The organism is Mucilaginibacter sp. 5C4 (genome assembly GCF_034345625.1).
Lineage (GTDB): Bacteria > Bacteroidota > Bacteroidia > Sphingobacteriales > Sphingobacteriaceae > Mucilaginibacter > Mucilaginibacter aurantiaciroseus.
Genome location: NZ_CP133775.1, coordinates 2197065 through 2217150, shown reverse-complemented (window position 1 = coordinate 2217150; position 20086 = coordinate 2197065). Strand labels below are relative to the sequence as shown.

Below are 20086 nucleotides of genomic sequence, written 5' to 3'. Positions count from 1 at the left end.
ATATCAGAGCCGCGTTAAACGCTAACACGGCTTTTTTGTGAGTTGATTGTTACACCCGCAAATTCTGTTTATACCTGCCAATATTATATTTATCAATACATTAGCATCTGCCCATTTTCGTAATTGTTAAATAGGCTCCAATTATTATTTCACTGTCATTACTTTTCTAATATTCGGATCATATATGAAACTTGCCATCGACCATAAAAGCCCTATCCCCTTACACATACAGGCCGAACGCTTAATAAGAGAATTAATAAAACAACCCGAATACAAAGCAGGCAAGCTTTTACCCAACGAGGTTGACCTGGCCAAAAAGCTGGCCATATCCCGCACCACCCTAAGGCAAGCGATAAATACGCTGGTAAACGAAGAATTACTTACCCGTAAAAAGAAAGTGGGCACCAAAGTGGCGCACCAAAAGATCAGTTCAAAATCTATGAACTGGCTTAGCTTTTCGCAGGAGATGAAAACCCGTGGCATCCCCGTAAAAAACTACGAACTTCATGTAAGCTGGGTTTACCCGGAAGAATACATCGCTAACTTTTTCGAGATCAAAACGGATAAAAAGATCCTAAAAATGGAGCGTTTAAGAGGCAGCGACGAAGAGGCGTTTGTATACTTTATATCGTACTTTCACCCGCGTATTGGCCTAACCGGCGAAGAGGATTTTAAAATGCCCTTATACGAAATGCTGGAGACCGATCACTCGTCGATAGCGGTACTATCCAAAGAAGAAATAAGCGCCCGTATTGCTGATAAAACGCTGGCAGCTAAATTAGAGATAGAAACCGGCAGCCCAATCCTGTTCCGCAAGAGATTTGTGTACGACCAAGGCGAACGCCCGTTGGAATACAACGTAGGTTATTATAAAGCCGATAGCTTTGTTTACACCGTAGAGAGCCGCCGTACTATTTAAAGTTAATTTTTCCAATTCTTTAGAAATTAACTAAAATAAAATATGTTTGTACATTATGACATATAATCCAAATATAGCGAATGATAAAATCACCAAACCTTTAAATGAACTGAGGAGTACTGACCAGTTGATTATGTCGGGCAGTACAAATAACCATACTACTCAGAACTACGATATTTATCCGTCATTCAAAATTAATGGTACGATATATAACGGTTATAATAGTCTTGCAGACCACATTATAAATACGGGCGGTAATTTTATCCTTGATGGCTACGGCGGAGTACAATGGGCAATTGTGAAGGCTTTACTTAGCAATGCATTAAAAGTTAAAGGTGTCGATGCTAACTGGATTTCCATTGAAACCTATCTTAAACCCAAGCAGAAAATTGACAGGCTTATTGCCCCCTATCTTGGCGGCGATGACCCGCTGTTTGGCAAAGTTTATCCGGGTGACATTTCTGATTTTTACGATACAACAAGCATAGATACATTAAAACCCGCAGCCAATAAATTGAACATCGTTTACAGCTGCGGTGCGGCATTGGTAAACTGGGATAGCCCGGTTGTGTATTTTGATGTGCCGAAAAATGAGATCCAGTTCCGTTCGCGGGCGGGGAATGTTTGTAACCTTGGTGCAGGCACTCCTATTGAACCGAAGGCACAATATAAACGTTTTTACTTTATAGACTGGGTGGTTCTAAACAAACACAAACAAGCCCTGCTCTCCCGTATTAATGCCTTTGTTGATGAACAGCGCCCCAATGACATTACCTGGATAAAGGGTGATGCTTTGCGTGCCGCCTTAACAGATATGTCTACCAAGGTATTCCGTGCAAGGCCATGGTTCGAGCCGGGGATTTGGGGCGGGCAATGGATAAAAAATAACATCGATGGGTTAAATAAAGATATAGTTAACTACGCATGGTCGTTTGAGTTGATTGCGCCAGAGAATGGCGTGGTGCTGGAGAATGCTGGCAGGCGTTTGGAGGTATCGATAGACAGCGTTTTATACAACAACAACCGCGCCGTATTGGGTAAAGCAGCAAAAAGGTTTGGCTGCAAATTCCCTATCCGTTTCGATTTTTTAGATACGATGGATGGCGATAACCTTTCGGTACAATGCCACCCAACTGTGGCCTATACAAAGGCCAATTTTGGTGAGGATTTTACCCAGGATGAAACCTATTATATTTTAGAAGCAGAACCGGGTGCCGAGGTTTATTTAGGCTTCCAGGAAAACATCGATAAAGATAGTTTTAAAACCGTTTTAGAGGAGAGTTTTAAAAATAGCGAACCTATTAATGTAAACAAATACGTGCAGGTATTCCCGGCTAAAAAGCACGACCTGTTCCTGATACCAAACGGAACGGTACATTGCTCTGGCAAAAACAATATGGTGCTCGAAATTAGCGCCACGCCATACATCTTCACCTTTAAAATGTACGATTGGGTACGCCCCGACCTTACCAGCAAACCACGGACGTTGAATATAGACCGTGCTTTTGACAATCTGAATTTTGACCGTAAAGGTGACGTGGCTACCGAAACATTGATATCTAAACAATCCGTGGTAAAAAAAGGCACCGATTGGCAATTGCTTAACTTAAGCACACACCCTGATCATTTTTATAACATAGACCGTTTTGAATTTGATACGCGTGTGGTAGATGTAACTAACGACCATTGCCTTGTGCTTAGTTTGGTAGAAGGCGATTGTATCACCGTAAAAACGGGTGACCTTGAGCAAGTGATCCATTACGCCGAAACATTCATCATCCCGGCGAATGCCAATATTTACAGCATGTATAATAATGGACAAAAACGTGCAAAAGTTGTGAAGGCATATGTGAAAGATGAGTGCTGCTAAACCAATTATTACCAAACCTAAATGAGTAATATATACTTAGAATCTAAACCCAAAAAATCGTCCTTATTTTTAGTGGCGATAACCCTTGTAGCCACTATGGGTGGTTTTCTATTTGGGTTTGATATTGCCGTGATATCGGGTGTACTGCCATTCGTAAAAGATCAGTTCGCGCTATCTCCTGTTGCCGAGGGTTGGTTTGTTTCGTCGGCACTGGTGGGTTGTATCATTGGGGTATCATTCTCCGGTGAACTGAGCGACCGCCTTGGCCGTAAAAAGATGCTGATGCTATCGTCTGTTCTTTTTTTTTTCTCGGCAGCCGGTACAGCACTATCATCGGGCTTTACTTCGTTGGTCTTAACCCGCATGTTGGGTGGTACCGGTATTGGTGTGGCATCTATAGTTGCGCCGCTCTACATTTCAGAAATTGCACCAGCAAAAGTACGCGGGCGTTTAGTTACATTTTACCAGTTGGCTATCACTGCGGGTATCCTTGTCGCTTACCTTACCAATTCGCAATTACTTAGTTTTTCGCTATCGCATAAAAGTGGGTTATCAAACAGTTTATTCAACCTGGTTTTAGTTAAAGAAGTATGGCGAAGCATGCTTGGCCTGGGCATTATCCCCTCGCTCCTGTTTTTTATTGGTTTGGCATTTGTGCCCGAAAGCCCGCGCTGGTTATTGCAAAAAGGAAAAATCACGGAAGGTGTTGCCATCCTCACCAAAATTGAGGACGCCGATACCGCAGCAAAAGAAGCGGACGCTATCAAAAATAGAACCACTAAAGATGTGGGGACTTATAAGGAGCTCTTTGCCCCGGCTTTGAGGAAACCTTTATTAATTGGCATCCTGCTACCCCTGTTCTCACAATTCAGCGGGATTAACGCGGTTATTTACTACGGCCCGCGCATTTTAAGCGATGCAGGTATCAACATCAGCAATGCCCTGTTAGGGCAGATCATTTTCGGGTTGGCGAACTTCCTGTTCACCATTATCGCTATCTGGAAGGTTGATAAAATGGGACGCAGGCCTTTGTACATTGCAGGCTCGCTTGGTGCAACGGTTTCCTTATTCTTTACCGGCTGGTGCTTTTTTCACGGGAGCACAAATAGCATCGCTTTAGTGATCAGTATTATACTTTTCCTGGCTTGTTTTGCTTTCTCTATTGGCCCGTTAAAGTTTGTGATAGCCGCAGAAATCTTCCCCACCCGGATCCGTGGCCGCGCGTTAGCCATCAGCATTATGGTGATGTGGATAGCAGATACCATTGTAGGACAGCTAACTCCTATCCTTTTAGGTTCTATCGGCCCTGCTTATACCTTTTGGTTCTTCTCGGCGTGCTGCCTGCTATCCTTTTGGACAGTTTACAAAATGGTACCCGAAACCAAAGGAAAATCATTGGAAGAAGTGCAGGATATTTGGGTGAAACGTTAATCTAACACAATCTTACTTACCGGCTGTAAAGGTGTAGGTAGCTCCCGGTGTGGTTTTAAAACTGTAAACCGTGCCTTTGTCCTGCACTTTACCTTTAACCGGCGTGGCGGTCTTTAAAACATTAGCTACACGGATCTTACATTCGCCGCCCGAGACAGATTTGATGATTAGCTTGGTTACTTTGCTGTCTTTCCATTCCAAATTGGTAATTATAAAATTACCTCTTGCCTTTAATCCCTTAACGCTACCTTCTGCCCATGCTTTTGGTAGTGCGGGTAATAGTTGGATCTCGTCTGTTTGGCTTTGCATCAGCATTTCGGCAACACCACCCGTGTATCCAAAATTACCATCTATCTGAAACGGCGGGTGTGCGCAAAACAGGTTGGCATAAATACCCCCACCTTCGTTATAATCAACCCCGGCACCGCCAACAAGGGTTATAAAGTTATTCAGGATCTTGTAAGCATGCTCTCCATCCTGCAACCGCGCCCAAAAGTTCATCTTCCACGCCATCGACCACCCGGTTGAGGCATCGCCACGGGCAAGTAAACTTACTTTAGCAGCCTGCGCCAACTCCGGCGTTTTAATGGTGCTGATCTGTTTCCCGGGATGCAAGGCAAACAAGTGCGAGGCATGCCTGTGGTTATCTTTAGGATCATCGCGGTCGGTTTCCCACTCCTGCAGCTGGCCCCATTTGCCAATTTTGGGCTTAAGCAGATGATCTTTTAATGATGCGATATGGTCGCGGTAGTTTTTATCGATGCCTAACATGTCAGCAGCTTCTATATAGTTGGTGAACAGGTCGTAAACAACTTCCTGATCGTACGTCACCCCATCTTCGGTTGGCCCATGCTCCGGCGACCAGCCCTTTGGCGATACCAGCGTACCATCTTCGCGACGTTTCAAATGGTCATCCCAAAATTCCGAGATCTCTTTCAAGATAGGGTAAGCGAAGGTTTTCAAATAACTTTTATCTTTTGTGAACGCGTAATGCTCCCATATAGCCTGCGCATACCATGCGCTGCCCGGCGTGTTCCACAAAAAGCTCGATCCGCCAAAAATATTGTTCTCGGTCTTTACCGTCCAGCCGCGGGTGCCGGGGTATTCTTTAGCGGTGCTTTCGGTTTTCACCTTGCGCATGCTGTTGATATAATCCAAGTATGGATAAGCACATTCCGAAAGATTGGTTGGCTCAGCCAGCCAGTAGTTCATTTGTATATTGATGTTGGAATGATAATCGCTCCGCCAAGGCGGGGATGTACTGTTGTTCCAAAGCCCTTGCAAGTTTGCAGGTAAGCCCCCCTTGCGCGATGAACTGATGAGCAAATACCTACCGTATTGAAAAAGCAATGCTTCCAACTTAGGATCAGCATTCTTTTTATAATTGATGATCCGCTGGTAAGTAGGCACAAGCATTAAAGTGCTAAACTTACTACCCAGCGTTAACGAAACCCTGCCAAACAGGACTTGGTAATCGGCAACATGCCTTGCCAATAACTGCGCATATGTTTTGGCCGATGCCGACGCGATACTGTTTTTAATTTTTACAGCCGGGTCTTCACCTTTCCACTTATTCTCTCGCTTGTTAATGTAATCGGTAGCGGCCGAAAGCAGGATGGTAAAACCATTAGCCTTTTGAATATTTAGCTGTTTGCCCTCCTCATCTAAAGAAACTGTTCCACCATCTAATATGATCTTAGCTGTTGCGCTGTAAGCCATACCGTTATCAAGTTTACCTCTTACCTGCAATGATGCACCGTTGCCCGTAATTGTCGCTTTATGTGCATCCGTCAGTTGTATCATGGCCGAGTATGCGCCCGGCTTGCTTGCTGTATAATGTAAAGCCATTACCTTGTCCGGGAAACTGCAGAAATACTCCCGTTTATAGTTCACTCCACCCAAACCATAAGCAATATTCATTACCGACCGGCTGATATCCAGTTCGCGTTGATAGCCTGTTGCTGTACTATCTTTAACCGCAAATTTAATATACAGGTCGCCAAACGCCTGATAAGCACCTGTTTCGCATTCGTCGCCGGTCCAAAGGCTTAACTCGTTAAACTGGATACGTTCCTGCGCTACGCCGCCAAACACCATCCCGCCCATACGGCCGTTGCCAATGGGGTAAGCATCTGTCATCCAGTCTTTAGCGGGCTTATTATCCCAAAGTTTTAATTTCTGGGCACTGGCGCCGGAAAATATTATTGCGAAAAGTAGTGTGGAAGCGGTACGTAAAAGGTTATTCATAAGTAGCTTTAAATAGATCTGTCTAAATGCACATAACCGCCGTCAACGTAAGTGATCTGCCCTGTTGTATGGCTTGATACGGGCGACAACAGGAATACAACCGTATTGGCTATTTCCTCAACCGTCGTCATACGTTTCTCTAAGGGGATATTTTGTGTTATAGAAGCCAATTTTTCTTTAGGATTTTCGAGCGTTTGCAACCAGCGCTCGTACAGCGGGGTATAGCATTCGGCCACCACCACAGCATTTACGCGGATGTTGTGTGGTAACAATTCAACCGCCCACTCCCTTGTAAGCGCGTTACGCCCACCGTTGGCCGCGGCATAGGCAGATGTGCCACCCTGCCCGGTATCGGCCACTTTTGAACTAATATTTACAATGCTGCCCTGCGATTTGATTAGTTCCGGCAATGCATAATGCACCACCATATAATAATGCACCAGGTTTTTATGCAGCGATTGCATGAACTTTTCGTAGTTGCCATTCTGCAAACCCACACCATCATTTTCGCCGGCGTTATTTACCACACCATCAATACAGCCAAATTGATTTATTACTTTTTCTAATGCTGTGCGGCATTCATCAGGGTTTGATAGCTCGACTTGTATAGCGAATGCTTTGCCGCCGGCAGCTTCGATCTCCTGCACTGTTTTAATATTTTCCGCCTCGGTGCGACTTAAAATTACCGGGATAGCACCTTCTTTCGCCAATAAAACGGCAATGCCTTTGCCTATACCGCGTGCGCCGCCGGTCACAATAATTACTTTGTTTTTTATTTGTAGATCCATAATGGTTGGGCCGGCTGGTACCGGTTTAATTGGTGATAATTTAGCTATAAATACCAATTGGTAGTATGCTGATATGCAAATTAAGCCTTTGTTAGACGCTTGAAATTTTATCCTTTAGCAAATTATTAAGCAATATTGTAAATTAATAAAATGATTTTGAAATTTTAAGACTTTTAAACTGAATTATTGTAAATTCATCTAACCAATTAATAACTTCATGAAACCTCAATTGCTAAAAGTATCTACCGATATAGTGCACTCCTTCAGTGCTCGGCGAGATATTATGCCCAATGTGAATAACCGCTGGCATTACCATCCCGAGGTTGAATTAGTTTACTTTAAAAAAGGTAACGGCACACAGTTCATAGGCGATTGCATCACCCAATTCAATACCGGCGATGTGGTGTTGGTTGGCTCAAACCTGCCCCACTACTGGCAGTTCAACGAAAGTTATTTTGATAAAGAAGCAGGCATTAGTGCCGATGTAAGCGTGATCCATTTTAACGAGAACTTTTGGGGCGATGCCTTCCTGCAACTACCCGAAACCCAGGAGATAAAAAACGTGCTCAAACAATCAAAACGCGGCATCCAGATAACGGGCGAGAACCTGAAACAAATAGGCCACCTGATTGAGCAAATAATTTATGCCGAAGGTGCGCGGAAGATCATCCTTTTAATGGAAGTATTAATGGCCATAGGCGACAGCGCGGAGGATAACATGTTGGCCTCGATGGGCTTCCAGCACAACTTCCAGGAAGCAGAAAAAGACCGGATTAACGCCATCTACAATTATTCCATAGCCAATTTTAAGAAAAAGATCTCGCTGGAGGAGATAGCAGCGGTGGCCAACATCAGCCCCAACTCATTTTGCAAATTCTTTAAATCGCGCAGCAGAAAAACCTATTCGAGGTTCATTAACGAAATCAGAGTGGGTAATGCCTGTAAGCTGTTGATCAACAACCAGCAGAACGTAAAAGAGATCTGTTACGATAGCGGCTTTTACAACTTCGCCAGTTTCCATAAGTACTTTAAGGAGATAACCGGCAAAAGCCCGTTAACTTACCAAAAGACCTACATTAAGCAGTAATTATTTCTACTGAATAGTACTTTGCGCCCAGTTTTTTAACAGGGTGATGGCATCGTACAATACACCTGCTTCGCCCCTAAAATCACCGGAACCTGATGCCTTGCCATTGCGTACATCATACCATTCGTAAAAACCATTGTTTTTGATAACCCTATCTATCATCGGTGTTAATTCTGTATATGCCTCCTGAGGCATGTTATTGATGACAAGGGCCTGGATAGTGCGCCCGCCAAACCACGTCCAATCGCCGCCGTTTTGATAAGAATAAGCCGCCATATTGGGGAATACTTTTTTTGGGTAAACAGGGTAAACCGTCATGCCTATTGTAGCAAATTTCTCGTTAGCCGCCATTGCCAAAAGCTGTTTGTTAATTGCTTTTATTTCGGTTTTGGTATGTAACCCGGCCAATATAGCACAGGTGGTACCTCCCGAATACAATATCTTACGCTCATCAAAATCTTTAGGAAAAGGGCTTCCATCCAAGTATAAATGCGGGATATACTTTTGTGCTTTAGTATCCCACAAGTGCTTACGGATATTTGCCTTTAAGGCTACTTTCACTTTCAGCCAATCGGTTTGCGTTTTGTAGGTAGCAGATTTCATCTCCATAAAATCGCTGATGGCAGATACAAACATGGCGTTATCGTATATATCGATAGCCCATTTGGTATTATTGTCAATCACTACCCCCCAACCGTTTTGTGGCTGCACATCGCCCCAATCTACCGTTGTAGCGCCTTTTATTAAACCATATTTTGCCGACCATCGTTCTTTTAACAGATATTTCATGGCAGCCTCCATACGTTGCATAACGGTACGGTCGCCAACTTTTTCGTCAAGAATGGTTTTATCACCGGTTACGTCAACATACTTTTTCACGGCCTGTATCAATGACGATTCCTGGTCTGTTTCAACGGTGTTTTTGTGGATGGCCCAGCCCGGCGCCAGGTCAGAATGTAGGTAAGCATAACCAGCATTCGCGTTTTTTGAATTAATGGCACCATCAGGTATATTATTATCCTTTGCCTGTATTTTGAAAAATAGGAGCAAAGCATCCCTTACATCCGTTTTGCTGCGGGCCTGTAAAGATCCTTTAATGAACGTATTAAAATCGCGGATCCATATTTCGCCGTATGAGGTACCGGCTGTAAAACCAGTTAAAAGTTTTAGAGCACGTGCCTGTACAGTATCTAATTTATTATCGGCAAGTATTTTTTGCGCGAGTTGCTTATCAGTTGGGGTTTGAGCATGCACAGAAAACACGCTCATTAGTGCAACAACCGTTATTAATGAAAGAGATTTAAATGCCCTCATAATCAAAAATAATTATGTACAAACATATACTTTATTTTGAATTTTTTAATTCAAAATAAAGTGGACTCCTCAAAGAAAATGATCGCTATTTGCTGATGATGAATATTACCAAACTACGCGGCCCGTGTGCCCCTAAAACAAGGGATTGCTCTATATCGGCAGTTTTGGAAGGGCCGGATATAAAGGATGCAAAACTATGATCGCTACCCTCTGTACGCAGGTACGCCGCGTGCATATCGGCCACAATATCTGAGGCGTTTACCACAAAAGCTAAATGCTGGCAAATGAACGGAAGTACGCGTGTACCCATTTGCTTTTCGGTCACCCAAAGGGCGCTATTCTCGGCTACGCCAAATTCTGCTTCTAATATGGCTAACTCCACGTTTTCTAATTCATGTGGTGTAGCATTAGCGAACGATGCGGCATCATCTGCAACATCAAACAATTCGGGCACGGTAGTAAGCACACGTGTGCCGGGGATGATATTCAAATGTGCTTTGACGCCTTCAATGCTGTCAACCAACACCACCTTACCCCCAACATTACCCGCAACCGCTTTAAAGGTTTCCAATATGGTTGAACCATCAGCCTGCACCCTGTTTTCCCAAACAGCAATACCAGGCGCATCCACCAATGGCGGCTGGTTTTTACGTACATCTGCTAATATCTTTTCTCGCGTGGTCATGTTGGTGTTTGCCAATAATAATTGAAGCTTTCTTTTGTCTTGGTTCTTGATTCTTATCGTCCTGATTCTAACGCCTGTTCTTCCTGTACCATTCTCCAAATGATTCTTTAGGCGGCTCCGGCATATCGCGGTGTTTGTACCAGGGGTTTAAACCATTATTTAGGGCAAACGGAGCGTACTTCATTACCACCCTGCCTACTTTGCCCGCAAGGCGGTAAACCTTTGGCGATGATAGCGTGTAGGCCATTGCATGCATAGCAACGGTTTTCTTTTTATCGCTGTAGCCTTCTTTTACAATCACCTGCCGCCATTTATAAAGTTGTTCGTGGATGTCGATCTTCACAGGGCATACGTTGGTACACGATCCGCATAGCGTTGACGCGAACGGAAGATCGGCGTATTGTTTCATATCCAGATTCGGGGCTAATATAGACCCTATGGGGCCGGCAACCGCAGTATGGTAACTATGCCCGCCGCTGCGCCTGTAAACCGGGCAGGTGTTCATACAAGCCCCGCAACGGATACATTTAAGTGAGTTCCTGAAATCTTCGCGACCAAGCTGGATACTACGGCCATTATCAACCAAAACAATATGCATTTCCTGCCCCGGTCTTGGCCTTTTAAAATGGCTGGAATATGTGGTAATTGGCTGCCCCGTAGCGCTGCGTGTAAGCAGGCGTAAAAACACACCAAGATCTTTTCGTTTAGGGATCAGTTTCTCAATCCCCATGCTGGCGATGTGGATATCAGAAAGGTGCGCGCCCATATCGGCGTTACCCTCGTTGGTACAAACCACAAACTCGCCGGTTTCTGCTACCGCGAAGTTCACGCCCGTTAAAGCAGCCTTACGGGTAAGAAATGTATTACGCAGGTGGATGCGTGCGGTTTCCGTTAGGATCTGCGGGTCAGATTCGCCCTTTGCGCTGCCTAAATGCTCATAAAATATATCGCCTATCTCCTCTTTCCTTTTGTGGATACAGGGCAGCACGATGTGACTTGGCGGTTCTTTAGCCAGTTGGACGATCAACTCGCCCAAATCAGAATCTACCACGTTAATGCCTTGTTCCTCCAAGTAATGATTAAGGTGGCATTCCTCGGTAAGCATAGATTTGCTTTTCACCATTTGAGTGATGCCATGCTTTTTCAGCAGGCTGTGGACTATCTCGTTATGTTCTTTAGCATCCATAGCCCAGTGCACGGTGATGCCGTTCGCAATAGCGTTCTTTTCAAACTGTTCCAGGTAGTTGCCCAGATCAGATAATGCGTTATGCTTTATTTGTGATGCGGCCTCACGCAATTCCTCCCAGTCCGGTATCTGGTGCGATGCCTTGTCGCGCTTTTCGCGCACAAACCAAAGGGTTTCGTCGTGCCAGTCTACACGCTGCTCATCTTTATTAAATACCTCGGCAAGTTCGGCGTGGTCTTTCATGATACCACCTCCTTTACACCGTTCAATATCTCGGCGATATGGATCACTTTAATCTTACTGTTTTTTCTTTTCAGAATGCCTTCCATGTGCATCAGGCAGGAAAGATCGGCAGCCGTTATATATTCGGCGCCGTTGTGTTCATGATCAGCAACACGGTCTTTACCCATTTTGGATGATACCGCTTCTTCGGCCACGCAAAATGTACCGCCAAAACCGCAGCACTCATCGGGGCGGGTAAGGTTGATCAGCTCCACTCCCGCTACCATATTTAATAACGAAACCGGTTTGGAGAATGGCGATGCGGTTAGCTCCGTCATCTGCGCCAGTTTAAGTCCGCGCTGACCGTGGCAGCTTTGGTGCAGGCCAACCTTATGCGGGAATGCAGCATCCAGTTTTTCAACCTTTAAAACATCAGTCAAAAATTCGGTTAGCTCATATATTTTTCTGCGGATGCCTTGCGCGGCGGGTTCGTTATCGTGCGAGTGTAAATGCTCTTTGATATGCAAAGCGCAACTACCTGAAGGCGAAACAATGTAGTCGTACCCCGCAAAGTTATCTACAAATAAATCGTTACAACCACCCGTCAAATGCTCGTAACCCGAGTTTGCCATAGGCTGCCCGCAGCAGGTTTGCTGCGTGGGATAACCCACCCCTAAGCCCTGCTTTTCCAATAGCTCTAAAGTAGCTATGGCCGCATTGGGGTAAAACTGATCTACATAACAGGGTATAAAAAGGCCTACTTTCATAATCGGGTTGGCGGAATGGTTGCCGTGGTTTGTGGGCGTAAATTAGAAAGTCCACAGCATTTAACTGTACTTAACTGTATTGTTGTAACTAAGCTTTGGCGTAAGCAACCACATTTTGTTTTGATGTACCTAAACCATCGATGCCTAATTCCACAACATCGCCTGCCTTTAAATAGATCGGTGGTTTAAAACCAAGGCCAACGCCGGCGGGCGTACCTGTAGAGATCACATCACCCGGCAGCAAAGTCATAAACTGGCTTACGTAAGATACGATGTAAGGCACTTTAAATATAAAACTGGCGGTTGTGCCCTCCTGCATTTTTTCGCCGTTAACGGTTAGCCAAAGGCGCAGGTTATCTACATCGCCAACCTCATCGGGCGTTGCCAGGTATGGGCCCATCGGAGCGAAGGTATCACAACCTTTACCCTTATCCCAGGTACCATTGCGTTCCAGTTGAAATTCACGTTCAGATACATCGTTATGCAGCACATAACCTGCTATATAATCGGCAGCATCAGCTTCCTCCACATAGGATGCTTTTTTGCCGATAACTACCGCCAGTTCCACTTCCCAATCTGTTTTTACCGAGTTTTTGGGGATCATAATATCATCATTAGGCCCAACCAACGAGGTAGTGCTTTTCATAAAGATGATAGGTTCTGACGGTAACGGCGCGTTGGTTTCTTTAGCATGATCGGCATAGTTAAGGCCGACGCATACAATTTTAGACGGCCTTGCTATCGGGCTGCCCAAACGGGCCCCCTCAGGAATAGCTTGCAATTCGCTTTGGTGCTCTTTTACGTAAGCAGCCAATTGCGCCGGGCCTCCTGTTTCAAAAAACTTTTCGTCGTAATCTTTACCGTAAAAGGCAGTATCGTAGTTAACGCCATCTATTTGTACACCTGTGCGTTCTTCGCCGGCGTTGCCGTATCGTATAAATTTCATACTGTTTTAGTTGTTCAATGTAATAAATCCGCCATCAATCGGGTAATCTACCCCGGTTATAAAGCTGGCCTCGTCAGAGCATAAGTACAATGCCAGCGCCGCTATCTCATCGGGTTGCCCCATGCGACCTATGGGTTGGCTTTTAGAGAGCTTATCAAAGATTTCTTCCTGGTTATCGGGATAGTTTTTGGCGATAAAACCATCCACAAACGGCGTATGAACCCTTGCCGGCGAAATGCTATTGCTGCGGATATTATCTGCCAGGTAATCACGCGCTACTGACATGCTCATGGCGTAGATTGCACCTTTACTCATCGAGTAGGCAAACCTATCGGTAATACCCACGTGAGCAGCAATTGAGGCCATATTAAGGATGGCGCCTTTGCCCGCGGCTTTCATTAATGGCACAGCGGCGAAAAGGCAATTGTAAGCACCTTTTACATTCACGCTAAAGATGCGGTCAAGGTCGGCTTCGGATGTTTTTTCGACGTTACCTACGTGGGCTATTCCGGCGTTGTTTACCAGGACATCTACCTTGCCAATGGTATTAAATACATTTATTACTGCTTGCTGATCGGAAACGTTGGCGGCATGTGCCTGGCCGTCGCCGCCCGCGTTTTTTATTTCGGCGATAACATCGTTAGCAGCATCGGTATTTAATTCGATAATGTGGATGGTAGCGCCTTGTTTGGCAAACAGCAAGGCTATTGCCTTACCTATACCGCTGCCCCCGCCGGTTATAACGGCTATTTTATTTTTTAAGCTGAACATTTATAATGGTTTATAATGAAACGCCACGTTTCCATGGAATAAAATCGTCCTGACCTAATTGTACTGCCTTTGGCTTGATCTCGCCATTAGCAACATCTATCACATAGTTTAATAAACGGTGTGCGGATTGTTCGATGGTTTCCGCGCCCTCTATAACCGTACCGCAGTTAAAGTCAATAATATCAGGCATCTTGTTAAACAGTGTTGTATTGGTCGATAGCTTAACCACCGGCGCAACAGGGTTACCTGTAGGCGTACCCAAGCCTGTAGTAAACAATACAATATTTGCGCCTGATGCTACTTCGGCAGTGGTGCTTTCCACATCGCTGCCGGGGGTACAAAGCAGGTTTAAGCCTGGCTTAGTTACTTTCTCGGGGTAATCTAATACAGCCGTAACAGGCGATGTACCGCCTTTTTTGGCTGCACCTGCAGATTTAATGGCATCTGTTATCAAACCATCCCTGATATTACCAGGTGAGGGGTTAGCGTAAAAACCTGATCCATCTGCTTCGGCCTTGGCATTGTAGGTACGCATCAGGTCCATAAACTTTAAAGCGGTGATATCGTCAACACAACGGTCGCTTAGTTCCTGCTCCACACCGCAAAGCTCCGGAAACTCGGCCAGTACAACGCTGCCACCCATGGTTACCATCATATCCGACAAATAACCCAAAACAGGGTTTGCCGAGATACCAGAGAAACCATCAGACCCGCCACACTCTAAGCCAATACAAAGTTTATTAATTGGCGCAGGCTGGCGTTGCTGTTTATTTACTTGCATTAAACCCGCGAAGGTTTGTTTAAGCGCTTCGTGCAAAAGGCGGCTTTCGGTGCCAAGCTTTTGCTGCTCCAGTATTATTAAGGGTTTGGAAAAATTCGGATCACGTTTATTGATCTCGTCCTGCAAGATGCTGGCCTGGGCATGCTGGCAGCCAAGGCTCAGTATGGTTGCCCCTGCTACGTTTGGATGGGTGATGTAACCCGCTAATAATCCGCAAAGCGCATCAGAATCTGTACGGGTACCGCCGCAGCCCATATCGTGGTTCAGGAATTTAATGCCATCGATATTAGGGAATAGTTTGTTTGATGCACCCGTCTCAGGTGTCATCTGCAGATCGGCCTGTAAAATCTCTTCTGCCGATTTACCCGCCTCCAACATGGCTACCAATTGGTCAACCTCGTTCTCGTAACCGCGTGGCTTAGAAAAACCCAGTTTATCCAGCAAGGCATCCTTCAATACATTAATATTCCTGTTCTCACAAAAAACCAATGGGATAACCAGCCAGTAATTAGCCGTGCCTACCGAACCATCTGACCGGTGGTAGCCGTTAAAGGTGCGGTTAGCAAAAGTGCTTACATCGGGCTGTGCCCAGGTTGTTTTGCGGTTGCCGAGGGTAAAATCGTCGGCAGCGTGTTTTAAGTTTTGGGTATTAATGGCCCCGCCCTGCGGGATGTATTCGCTGGCTTTACCGACCAATACGCCATACATGTACACCTGGTCGCCGGGTTGCAAAGCGTTAATGGTAAACTTGTGTTTGCCGGCCACGTTATCAACCAGTGTAAAACCTAAACCCTCGTGCTCGATATAAGTACCTTTGGGCAGGTCGGTAAGTGCAACAAGTACATTATCGGCTTGGTGAATATGTAAAAAAGTACGTTTAACTTCTTCTACCATAATAATTTATAGTTCGGATGCAGCACCCGTTTGTATACCAGGAGGCTTTAAATAGCTTACCCGGTTATGTTGTTATAATTTCAAATAAAATAATTCGCCAAAGCTTTCACAATGGACTTATCTTAAAAAGGATGGGCAATTGGCTTTAGCTAAGATAGCCAATCGTATTATTAAAACCTATCAATCTGCTTTCTGTTGTTGCTATTTCAAAATATTAATGCTTACCGTTGAGATGATGTCGACCGGAAAGCCATTCTTATGTTTAACAACAGAATGTTGATCTGTACATGATTACAAAGGAAATGCATGCCCGCCAATAATGCTTTTGTATTATTGGCTAATAATTAAGCGATATTGTATAATTAGCATTACCTGCAGTAAATAAACTAAATCGTAGGTCTATATTAAACTCATAAAATTTACAATTTTGCATTTATTAACTCAATAAGCAGCTTAAGGCGCAAAAAAGCCCCTTAGTAATTATTAAGAGGTTAAGTTAAATATGGTCTCAGCTGTACAAGAAACCTACATATAACAGTTTGATTTACTGATTATTAAGCAAGACTTTGTTAGGGAACGCTACCTAGCGAAACTACCCGGCGAAGCCATTGGCATATTTGATGAACGTAACAAATCTTTTATTGCCAACGATAAGCAACGCTGGTCTGAACGTGTTATTGATCGTGTAAGGAAGAAAAAGAATCTTAAGTTTACCAGGGGAGTAAACAGGCTGTTGGTATTTATTATAAAGACAACCAGGGTGATTTTGTAATTCTGATATCTGCGCCGGATTACAGAAATGATCAATAGATGGAAAAGGCAGCAGAGCTAATGCTGTTAATGTTTTTTGTTTTGAACGGCCTGATTTTTTTTGCGGGCAGGTGGTTTGCGCAACGTTCACTTGCACCGATAAACAGGCTCATTGCACAGATAAAGCAAATAACTGTTCAGAACCTTCATGTGCGTGTATATGATGGCAAAGGCAAGGATGAGATAGCAGAACTCGCACAAAACGTCAATCGATTATTGGTGCATTTGCAAAGTTCGTTTGAACTGCAGCAGGGTTTTGTTTCTAATGCATCACACGAGCTGCGTACCCCTGTAACAAGTATTATCGGGGAAATAGAGGTCTCTTTAAATTATGAGCGTACTTCTGTAGAATATCAACAGGTTTTAAATTCTGTATTGTATGAATCTGAAAGATTAAACAATACCATAACCAGATTAATGGAACTTGCCCAGGCAGACTTTGAATACAGCCGCGCAAAATTATCAACTGTTATGATCGACGAACTTATCTGGGAACTTCATGCTTTCTGGATTAAAAAATTGGGGCAGGGAAAGTTCTTATTGGATATACAACATTTGCCGGACGACGCAGGTATGTTATCGATCTTAGCTAATAAATCTTTACTCACAATAGCCTTCAATAATATTATCGATAATGCTTTCAAGTTTTCAAATAACCAGCCTGTAAAGTATATTTTGAATGCCGATGAAGATTGTATAAACATTATTATTGAAGATTCGGGCGTTGGCGTGCCGGATGTTGATGCTGAGATGATATTCGACTCTTTTTACAGAAGCCCTAACGGCCGGACTTATTCCGGCACCGGTGTAGGTTTATATGTAATCCAAAAGATAATACAATCATTCAAGGGCAAGATCAACATGTTGTCTACAGAAGGTAAGGGTACTACATTTAAGACTTCGAAATTCTAATCTCATTCTAATCCTGTTATAATACCGCTCTAATTTGTGCACCATAGTTTTGTATCAACAAATAAACTATGCACCGAAAATTTGTTCGCGTTCTGGTTCCTATTCAATTGTGGTATATGGCTGTAAGTGCCTGTGCTTTTGCACAGGCATCTTCCGGTGATACGTTGCAAATTAATATAAAACAGGTAGAAACGTTATTCTTACACAACAATCTTACGCTTATAGCGCAAAAATACAATATTGATAATGCCAGTGCTCAGGTAATAACTGCCAAATTATTTCCCAACCCTGATTTTAATTTCAATAATGGTATCCTTAATGATACCCATGATGCTTATAAAAATCAATCGGTAGGTTTTTCACAACTTTTTACCACCGCTGGTAAACGCAACAAAAACATCCAGCTCGCCAATATTGGTGTACAACAAGCTAAATATCAATTTTTTGATCTGATACGCACCTTAAGATATACTCTGCGTAACGATTTTTATACCATTTATTATCAACAACAATCTGCAAAAGTATATGATCAGGAGATAAACTCCCTTACAAAAACGTTGGTTGCTTTTAAGCAGCAATATGCAAAAGGCAACATCGCTCAAAAAGAAGTATTAAGGATACAATCCCAACTATATTCACTACAAGCCGAATATAATAGCCTTTTAACAGGCATTGATACCACCCAAAGCGAATTAAAAATACTAATTAAGGCAGCCCCTGGCACTTATGTTTTACCCCTCGTAGATTCTGTTACCGGCAATAATCAAAATGTTGCGCAGGTTGGGTATAGCAGTATGTTAGATTCTGCATTAGTTAACCGTTATGATCTAAAAAGCGCACGTGTACAGGTTGATTATAACAACATGAACCTGCAACTGCAAAGAGCCAATGCGGTACCAGATGTTTCTTTATCATTAGGGTACGATAAGTACGGCTCTTTTAACAGTAACTACGTGAGCGGTGGCCTTAGCATTGGCCTTCCGTTTTTCAACCGCAATCAGGGTGTTATAAAGCAAGCGGTAATTGCTATTGATCAAAGCAAGGTACAACTGCAAAATCAGCAGTTACAAATAGAGACAACCTTGGCTGCAACATACAAAACCGCTCTTAGGCTCGAGAAGCTGAATGCAGGTATCGATCCGCAGTTTAAGCATGATTTTACTCATCTCATAGCTGAAGTTTACAAAAACTATCAGTTCAGGAACATCAGCCTGTTAGAGTTCATAGATTTTTATGAATCATATAAAACTAACACGCTGGAGGTTAATAACCTGCAACTAAGCCGCATTGAAGCATTAGAGCAATTAAACTTTATTACCGGTACTGCTTTTTTTAATCAGCAATAAATGAAAAAGTCATATATATTTAACAGCGTACACAGCATAGCAGCTTTATTGCTAATTGCTGCTTTGGGTGCTTGCCATAGCGATAAAAATACCGACGATGTAAGGAAGCCTTATGTAATACCGGATTCGCTTATGAATACGATAGAGGTAGATACCGTAAAAATGGCAAATATCTCATATGCCATAAAATTTAACGGCTCGGTTGATTTTAACACTGACAAGGTATCGAACATCTTCCCGCTTGCAAGCGGCGTGATACAAAATATTAATGTTATGCCCGGCGACCTTGTAAAAGCAGGCCAGGTTTTAGGTGTTATAAAAAGTAGTGAAATGGCTAACTACTCTACAGCTCTCGTAAATGCCCAGACTAATGTACTGCTAACCAAAAAACAGCTGGATCAGCAGCGCGACTTGTTTAAAAGCGGCCTTGCCTCTACAGTTGAGATTACCAGTGCCCAGGTTAATTATGAGCAGGCATTGGCTGCCCAAATAGCCGCAAAACGCGTTTTAAGTATTAATGGCAATAACACCGGCGGCGAGTACATCATTAAATCACCTATTGATGGTTTCTTAGTTCAAAAAAATGTGACCAACGGTATGGTTATCCGTACAGATAATTCATCGCCAATGTTTACGGTTTCTAACCTTAAAAATGTTTGGATAGAGGCTAACGTTTATGAAGAAAATATTGCCAAAGTGCACCAGGGCGATGAAGCTGATGTAACCACAATAACCTATCCGGATAAGGTTTTTAAAGGACGGGTAAATAAACTAATGAGCGTTCTCGACCCAAACACCAAGGTTATGAAAATGCGCGTAGTGTTAGATAACCCCGGGTTTTTGTTAAAGCCTCAAATGTTTGCAACGGTAACTGTAAATAATACAGAAAATGAGCAGGCAATTGCCGTACCCAGCAGCGCGCTGGTGTTTGACCATAGCCAATATTATGTAATTATAGTAAAGGGGAAAAAAGACGTACAGATACGTGCCGTTAGCGTAATAAGTACAAACGGTAAAACAGCTTACATAAAAACAGGCATAAGACCCGGCGACCGTGTAATTGGATCTAAGGCGATACTTATATACGGCTCATTAAATAGTTAATAATTA

16 protein-coding genes are annotated in these 20086 nt (G+C 43.6%); 7 read left to right on the top strand and 9 right to left on the bottom strand.

Annotated elements, in window-relative coordinates:
• Positions 1-184: 184 nt before the first annotated feature.
• Genes RHM67_RS10515 through RHM67_RS10505 form a run of 3 tightly spaced genes read left to right on the top strand, consistent with a single transcriptional unit; the run spans position 185 to position 4220 of the window.
• Entirely contained in the window at positions 185-919 is a 735-nt protein-coding gene (locus tag RHM67_RS10515; RefSeq protein WP_322226637.1) for a GntR family transcriptional regulator, read from the top strand.
• Between the two features lie 55 nt (positions 920-974).
• Complete coding sequence (locus RHM67_RS10510; RefSeq protein WP_322226636.1) at positions 975-2789, top strand: class I mannose-6-phosphate isomerase; 1815 nt, start codon at positions 975-977, stop codon at positions 2787-2789.
• Positions 2790-2810: 21 nt separating this feature from the next.
• Positions 2811-4220 (top strand): sugar porter family MFS transporter, encoded by a 1410-nt coding sequence (locus RHM67_RS10505; protein WP_322226635.1) that lies wholly within the window; start codon positions 2811-2813, stop codon positions 4218-4220.
• A gap of 12 nt (positions 4221-4232) precedes the next feature.
• Here RHM67_RS10505 and RHM67_RS10500 read toward each other — a convergent pair whose 3' ends face one another.
• Together RHM67_RS10500 and RHM67_RS10495 are read right to left on the bottom strand one after the other, a co-directional pair.
• Positions 4233-6467, bottom strand: a complete 2235-nt coding sequence (locus tag RHM67_RS10500; protein ID WP_322226634.1) for a glycosyl hydrolase family 95 catalytic domain-containing protein — start codon at positions 6465-6467, stop codon at positions 4233-4235.
• An 8-nt stretch (positions 6468-6475) separates the two neighbouring features.
• On the bottom strand, positions 6476-7255 hold the full coding sequence (locus RHM67_RS10495; RefSeq protein WP_322226633.1) for an SDR family oxidoreductase: 780 nt from the start codon (positions 7253-7255) through the stop codon (positions 6476-6478).
• A 217-nt stretch (positions 7256-7472) separates the two neighbouring features.
• Between RHM67_RS10495 and RHM67_RS10490 the strand changes: the two genes are divergently transcribed.
• Positions 7473-8342 carry an AraC family transcriptional regulator gene (locus RHM67_RS10490; RefSeq protein WP_322226631.1) on the top strand — a complete coding sequence of 290 codons (870 nt, stop codon included), beginning with the start codon at positions 7473-7475 and terminating at the stop codon, positions 8340-8342.
• 6 nt (positions 8343-8348) lie between these two features.
• On the opposite strand, the gene RHM67_RS10485 is transcribed toward RHM67_RS10490, so the two are convergent.
• From RHM67_RS10485 to RHM67_RS10455, 7 genes are all read right to left on the bottom strand, one after another.
• Positions 8349-9656 carry a hypothetical protein gene (locus tag RHM67_RS10485; RefSeq protein WP_322226629.1) on the bottom strand — a complete coding sequence of 436 codons (1308 nt, stop codon included), beginning with the start codon at positions 9654-9656 and terminating at the stop codon, positions 8349-8351.
• An 85-nt stretch (positions 9657-9741) separates the two neighbouring features.
• Positions 9742-10341, bottom strand: a complete 600-nt coding sequence (locus RHM67_RS10480) for a LutC/YkgG family protein (protein ID WP_322226628.1) — start codon at positions 10339-10341, stop codon at positions 9742-9744.
• Positions 10342-10408: 67 nt separating this feature from the next.
• Positions 10409-11770 carry a lactate utilization protein B gene (locus RHM67_RS10475; RefSeq protein WP_322226626.1) on the bottom strand — a complete coding sequence of 454 codons (1362 nt, stop codon included), beginning with the start codon at positions 11768-11770 and terminating at the stop codon, positions 10409-10411.
• Positions 11767-12516: a (Fe-S)-binding protein gene (locus tag RHM67_RS10470; RefSeq protein WP_322226625.1), complete on the bottom strand. Its 750-nt coding sequence runs from the start codon at positions 12514-12516 to the stop codon at positions 11767-11769. Before RHM67_RS10470 ends, RHM67_RS10475 begins: the two co-directional genes overlap by 4 nt.
• Positions 12517-12604: 88 nt before the next feature.
• Entirely contained in the window at positions 12605-13462 is an 858-nt protein-coding gene (locus tag RHM67_RS10465) for a fumarylacetoacetate hydrolase family protein (RefSeq protein WP_322226624.1), read from the bottom strand.
• Between the two features lie 6 nt (positions 13463-13468).
• Positions 13469-14233 (bottom strand): glucose 1-dehydrogenase, encoded by a 765-nt coding sequence (locus RHM67_RS10460; protein ID WP_322232158.1) that lies wholly within the window; start codon positions 14231-14233, stop codon positions 13469-13471.
• 10 nt (positions 14234-14243) lie between these two features.
• Positions 14244-15908 carry an altronate dehydratase family protein gene (locus RHM67_RS10455; RefSeq protein ID WP_322232157.1) on the bottom strand — a complete coding sequence of 555 codons (1665 nt, stop codon included), beginning with the start codon at positions 15906-15908 and terminating at the stop codon, positions 14244-14246.
• A gap of 810 nt (positions 15909-16718) precedes the next feature.
• Between RHM67_RS10455 and RHM67_RS10450 the strand changes: the two genes are divergently transcribed.
• The 3 genes from RHM67_RS10450 to RHM67_RS10440 all read left to right on the top strand — a co-directional run bounded on the left by RHM67_RS10450 (position 16719) and on the right by RHM67_RS10440 (position 20080).
• The gene (locus RHM67_RS10450) at positions 16719-17630 is read left to right on the top strand and encodes a HAMP domain-containing sensor histidine kinase (RefSeq protein WP_322232156.1); all 912 of its coding nucleotides are present in this window, start codon (positions 16719-16721) and stop codon (positions 17628-17630) included.
• A gap of 68 nt (positions 17631-17698) precedes the next feature.
• The gene (locus tag RHM67_RS10445) at positions 17699-18976 is read left to right on the top strand and encodes a TolC family protein (protein ID WP_322232155.1); all 1278 of its coding nucleotides are present in this window, start codon (positions 17699-17701) and stop codon (positions 18974-18976) included.
• Positions 18977-20080, top strand: a complete 1104-nt coding sequence (locus RHM67_RS10440; protein ID WP_322232153.1) for an efflux RND transporter periplasmic adaptor subunit — start codon at positions 18977-18979, stop codon at positions 20078-20080.
• Positions 20081-20086: the final 6 nt, after the last annotated feature.

Coding starts and splice junctions, on each gene's coding strand:
- RHM67_RS10495 (WP_322226633.1), bottom strand. CDS start 7,255: ATGGATCTACAAATAAAAAACAAAGTAATTATTGTGACCGGCGGCGCA.
- RHM67_RS10445 (WP_322232155.1), top strand. CDS start 17,699: ATGCACCGAAAATTTGTTCGCGTTCTGGTTCCTATTCAATTGTGGTAT.
- RHM67_RS10505 (WP_322226635.1), top strand. CDS start 2,811: ATGAGTAATATATACTTAGAATCTAAACCCAAAAAATCGTCCTTATTT.
- RHM67_RS10440 (WP_322232153.1), top strand. CDS start 18,977: ATGAAAAAGTCATATATATTTAACAGCGTACACAGCATAGCAGCTTTA.
- RHM67_RS10450 (WP_322232156.1), top strand. CDS start 16,719: ATGGAAAAGGCAGCAGAGCTAATGCTGTTAATGTTTTTTGTTTTGAAC.
- RHM67_RS10465 (WP_322226624.1), bottom strand. CDS start 13,462: ATGAAATTTATACGATACGGCAACGCCGGCGAAGAACGCACAGGTGTA.
- RHM67_RS10475 (WP_322226626.1), bottom strand. CDS start 11,770: ATGAAAGACCACGCCGAACTTGCCGAGGTATTTAATAAAGATGAGCAG.
- RHM67_RS10455 (WP_322232157.1), bottom strand. CDS start 15,908: ATGGTAGAAGAAGTTAAACGTACTTTTTTACATATTCACCAAGCCGAT.
- RHM67_RS10510 (WP_322226636.1), top strand. CDS start 975: ATGACATATAATCCAAATATAGCGAATGATAAAATCACCAAACCTTTA.
- RHM67_RS10460 (WP_322232158.1), bottom strand. CDS start 14,233: ATGTTCAGCTTAAAAAATAAAATAGCCGTTATAACCGGCGGGGGCAGC.
- RHM67_RS10470 (WP_322226625.1), bottom strand. CDS start 12,516: ATGAAAGTAGGCCTTTTTATACCCTGTTATGTAGATCAGTTTTACCCC.
- RHM67_RS10485 (WP_322226629.1), bottom strand. CDS start 9,656: ATGAGGGCATTTAAATCTCTTTCATTAATAACGGTTGTTGCACTAATG.
- RHM67_RS10490 (WP_322226631.1), top strand. CDS start 7,473: ATGAAACCTCAATTGCTAAAAGTATCTACCGATATAGTGCACTCCTTC.
- RHM67_RS10515 (WP_322226637.1), top strand. CDS start 185: ATGAAACTTGCCATCGACCATAAAAGCCCTATCCCCTTACACATACAG.
- RHM67_RS10480 (WP_322226628.1), bottom strand. CDS start 10,341: ATGACCACGCGAGAAAAGATATTAGCAGATGTACGTAAAAACCAGCCG.
- RHM67_RS10500 (WP_322226634.1), bottom strand. CDS start 6,467: ATGAATAACCTTTTACGTACCGCTTCCACACTACTTTTCGCAATAATA.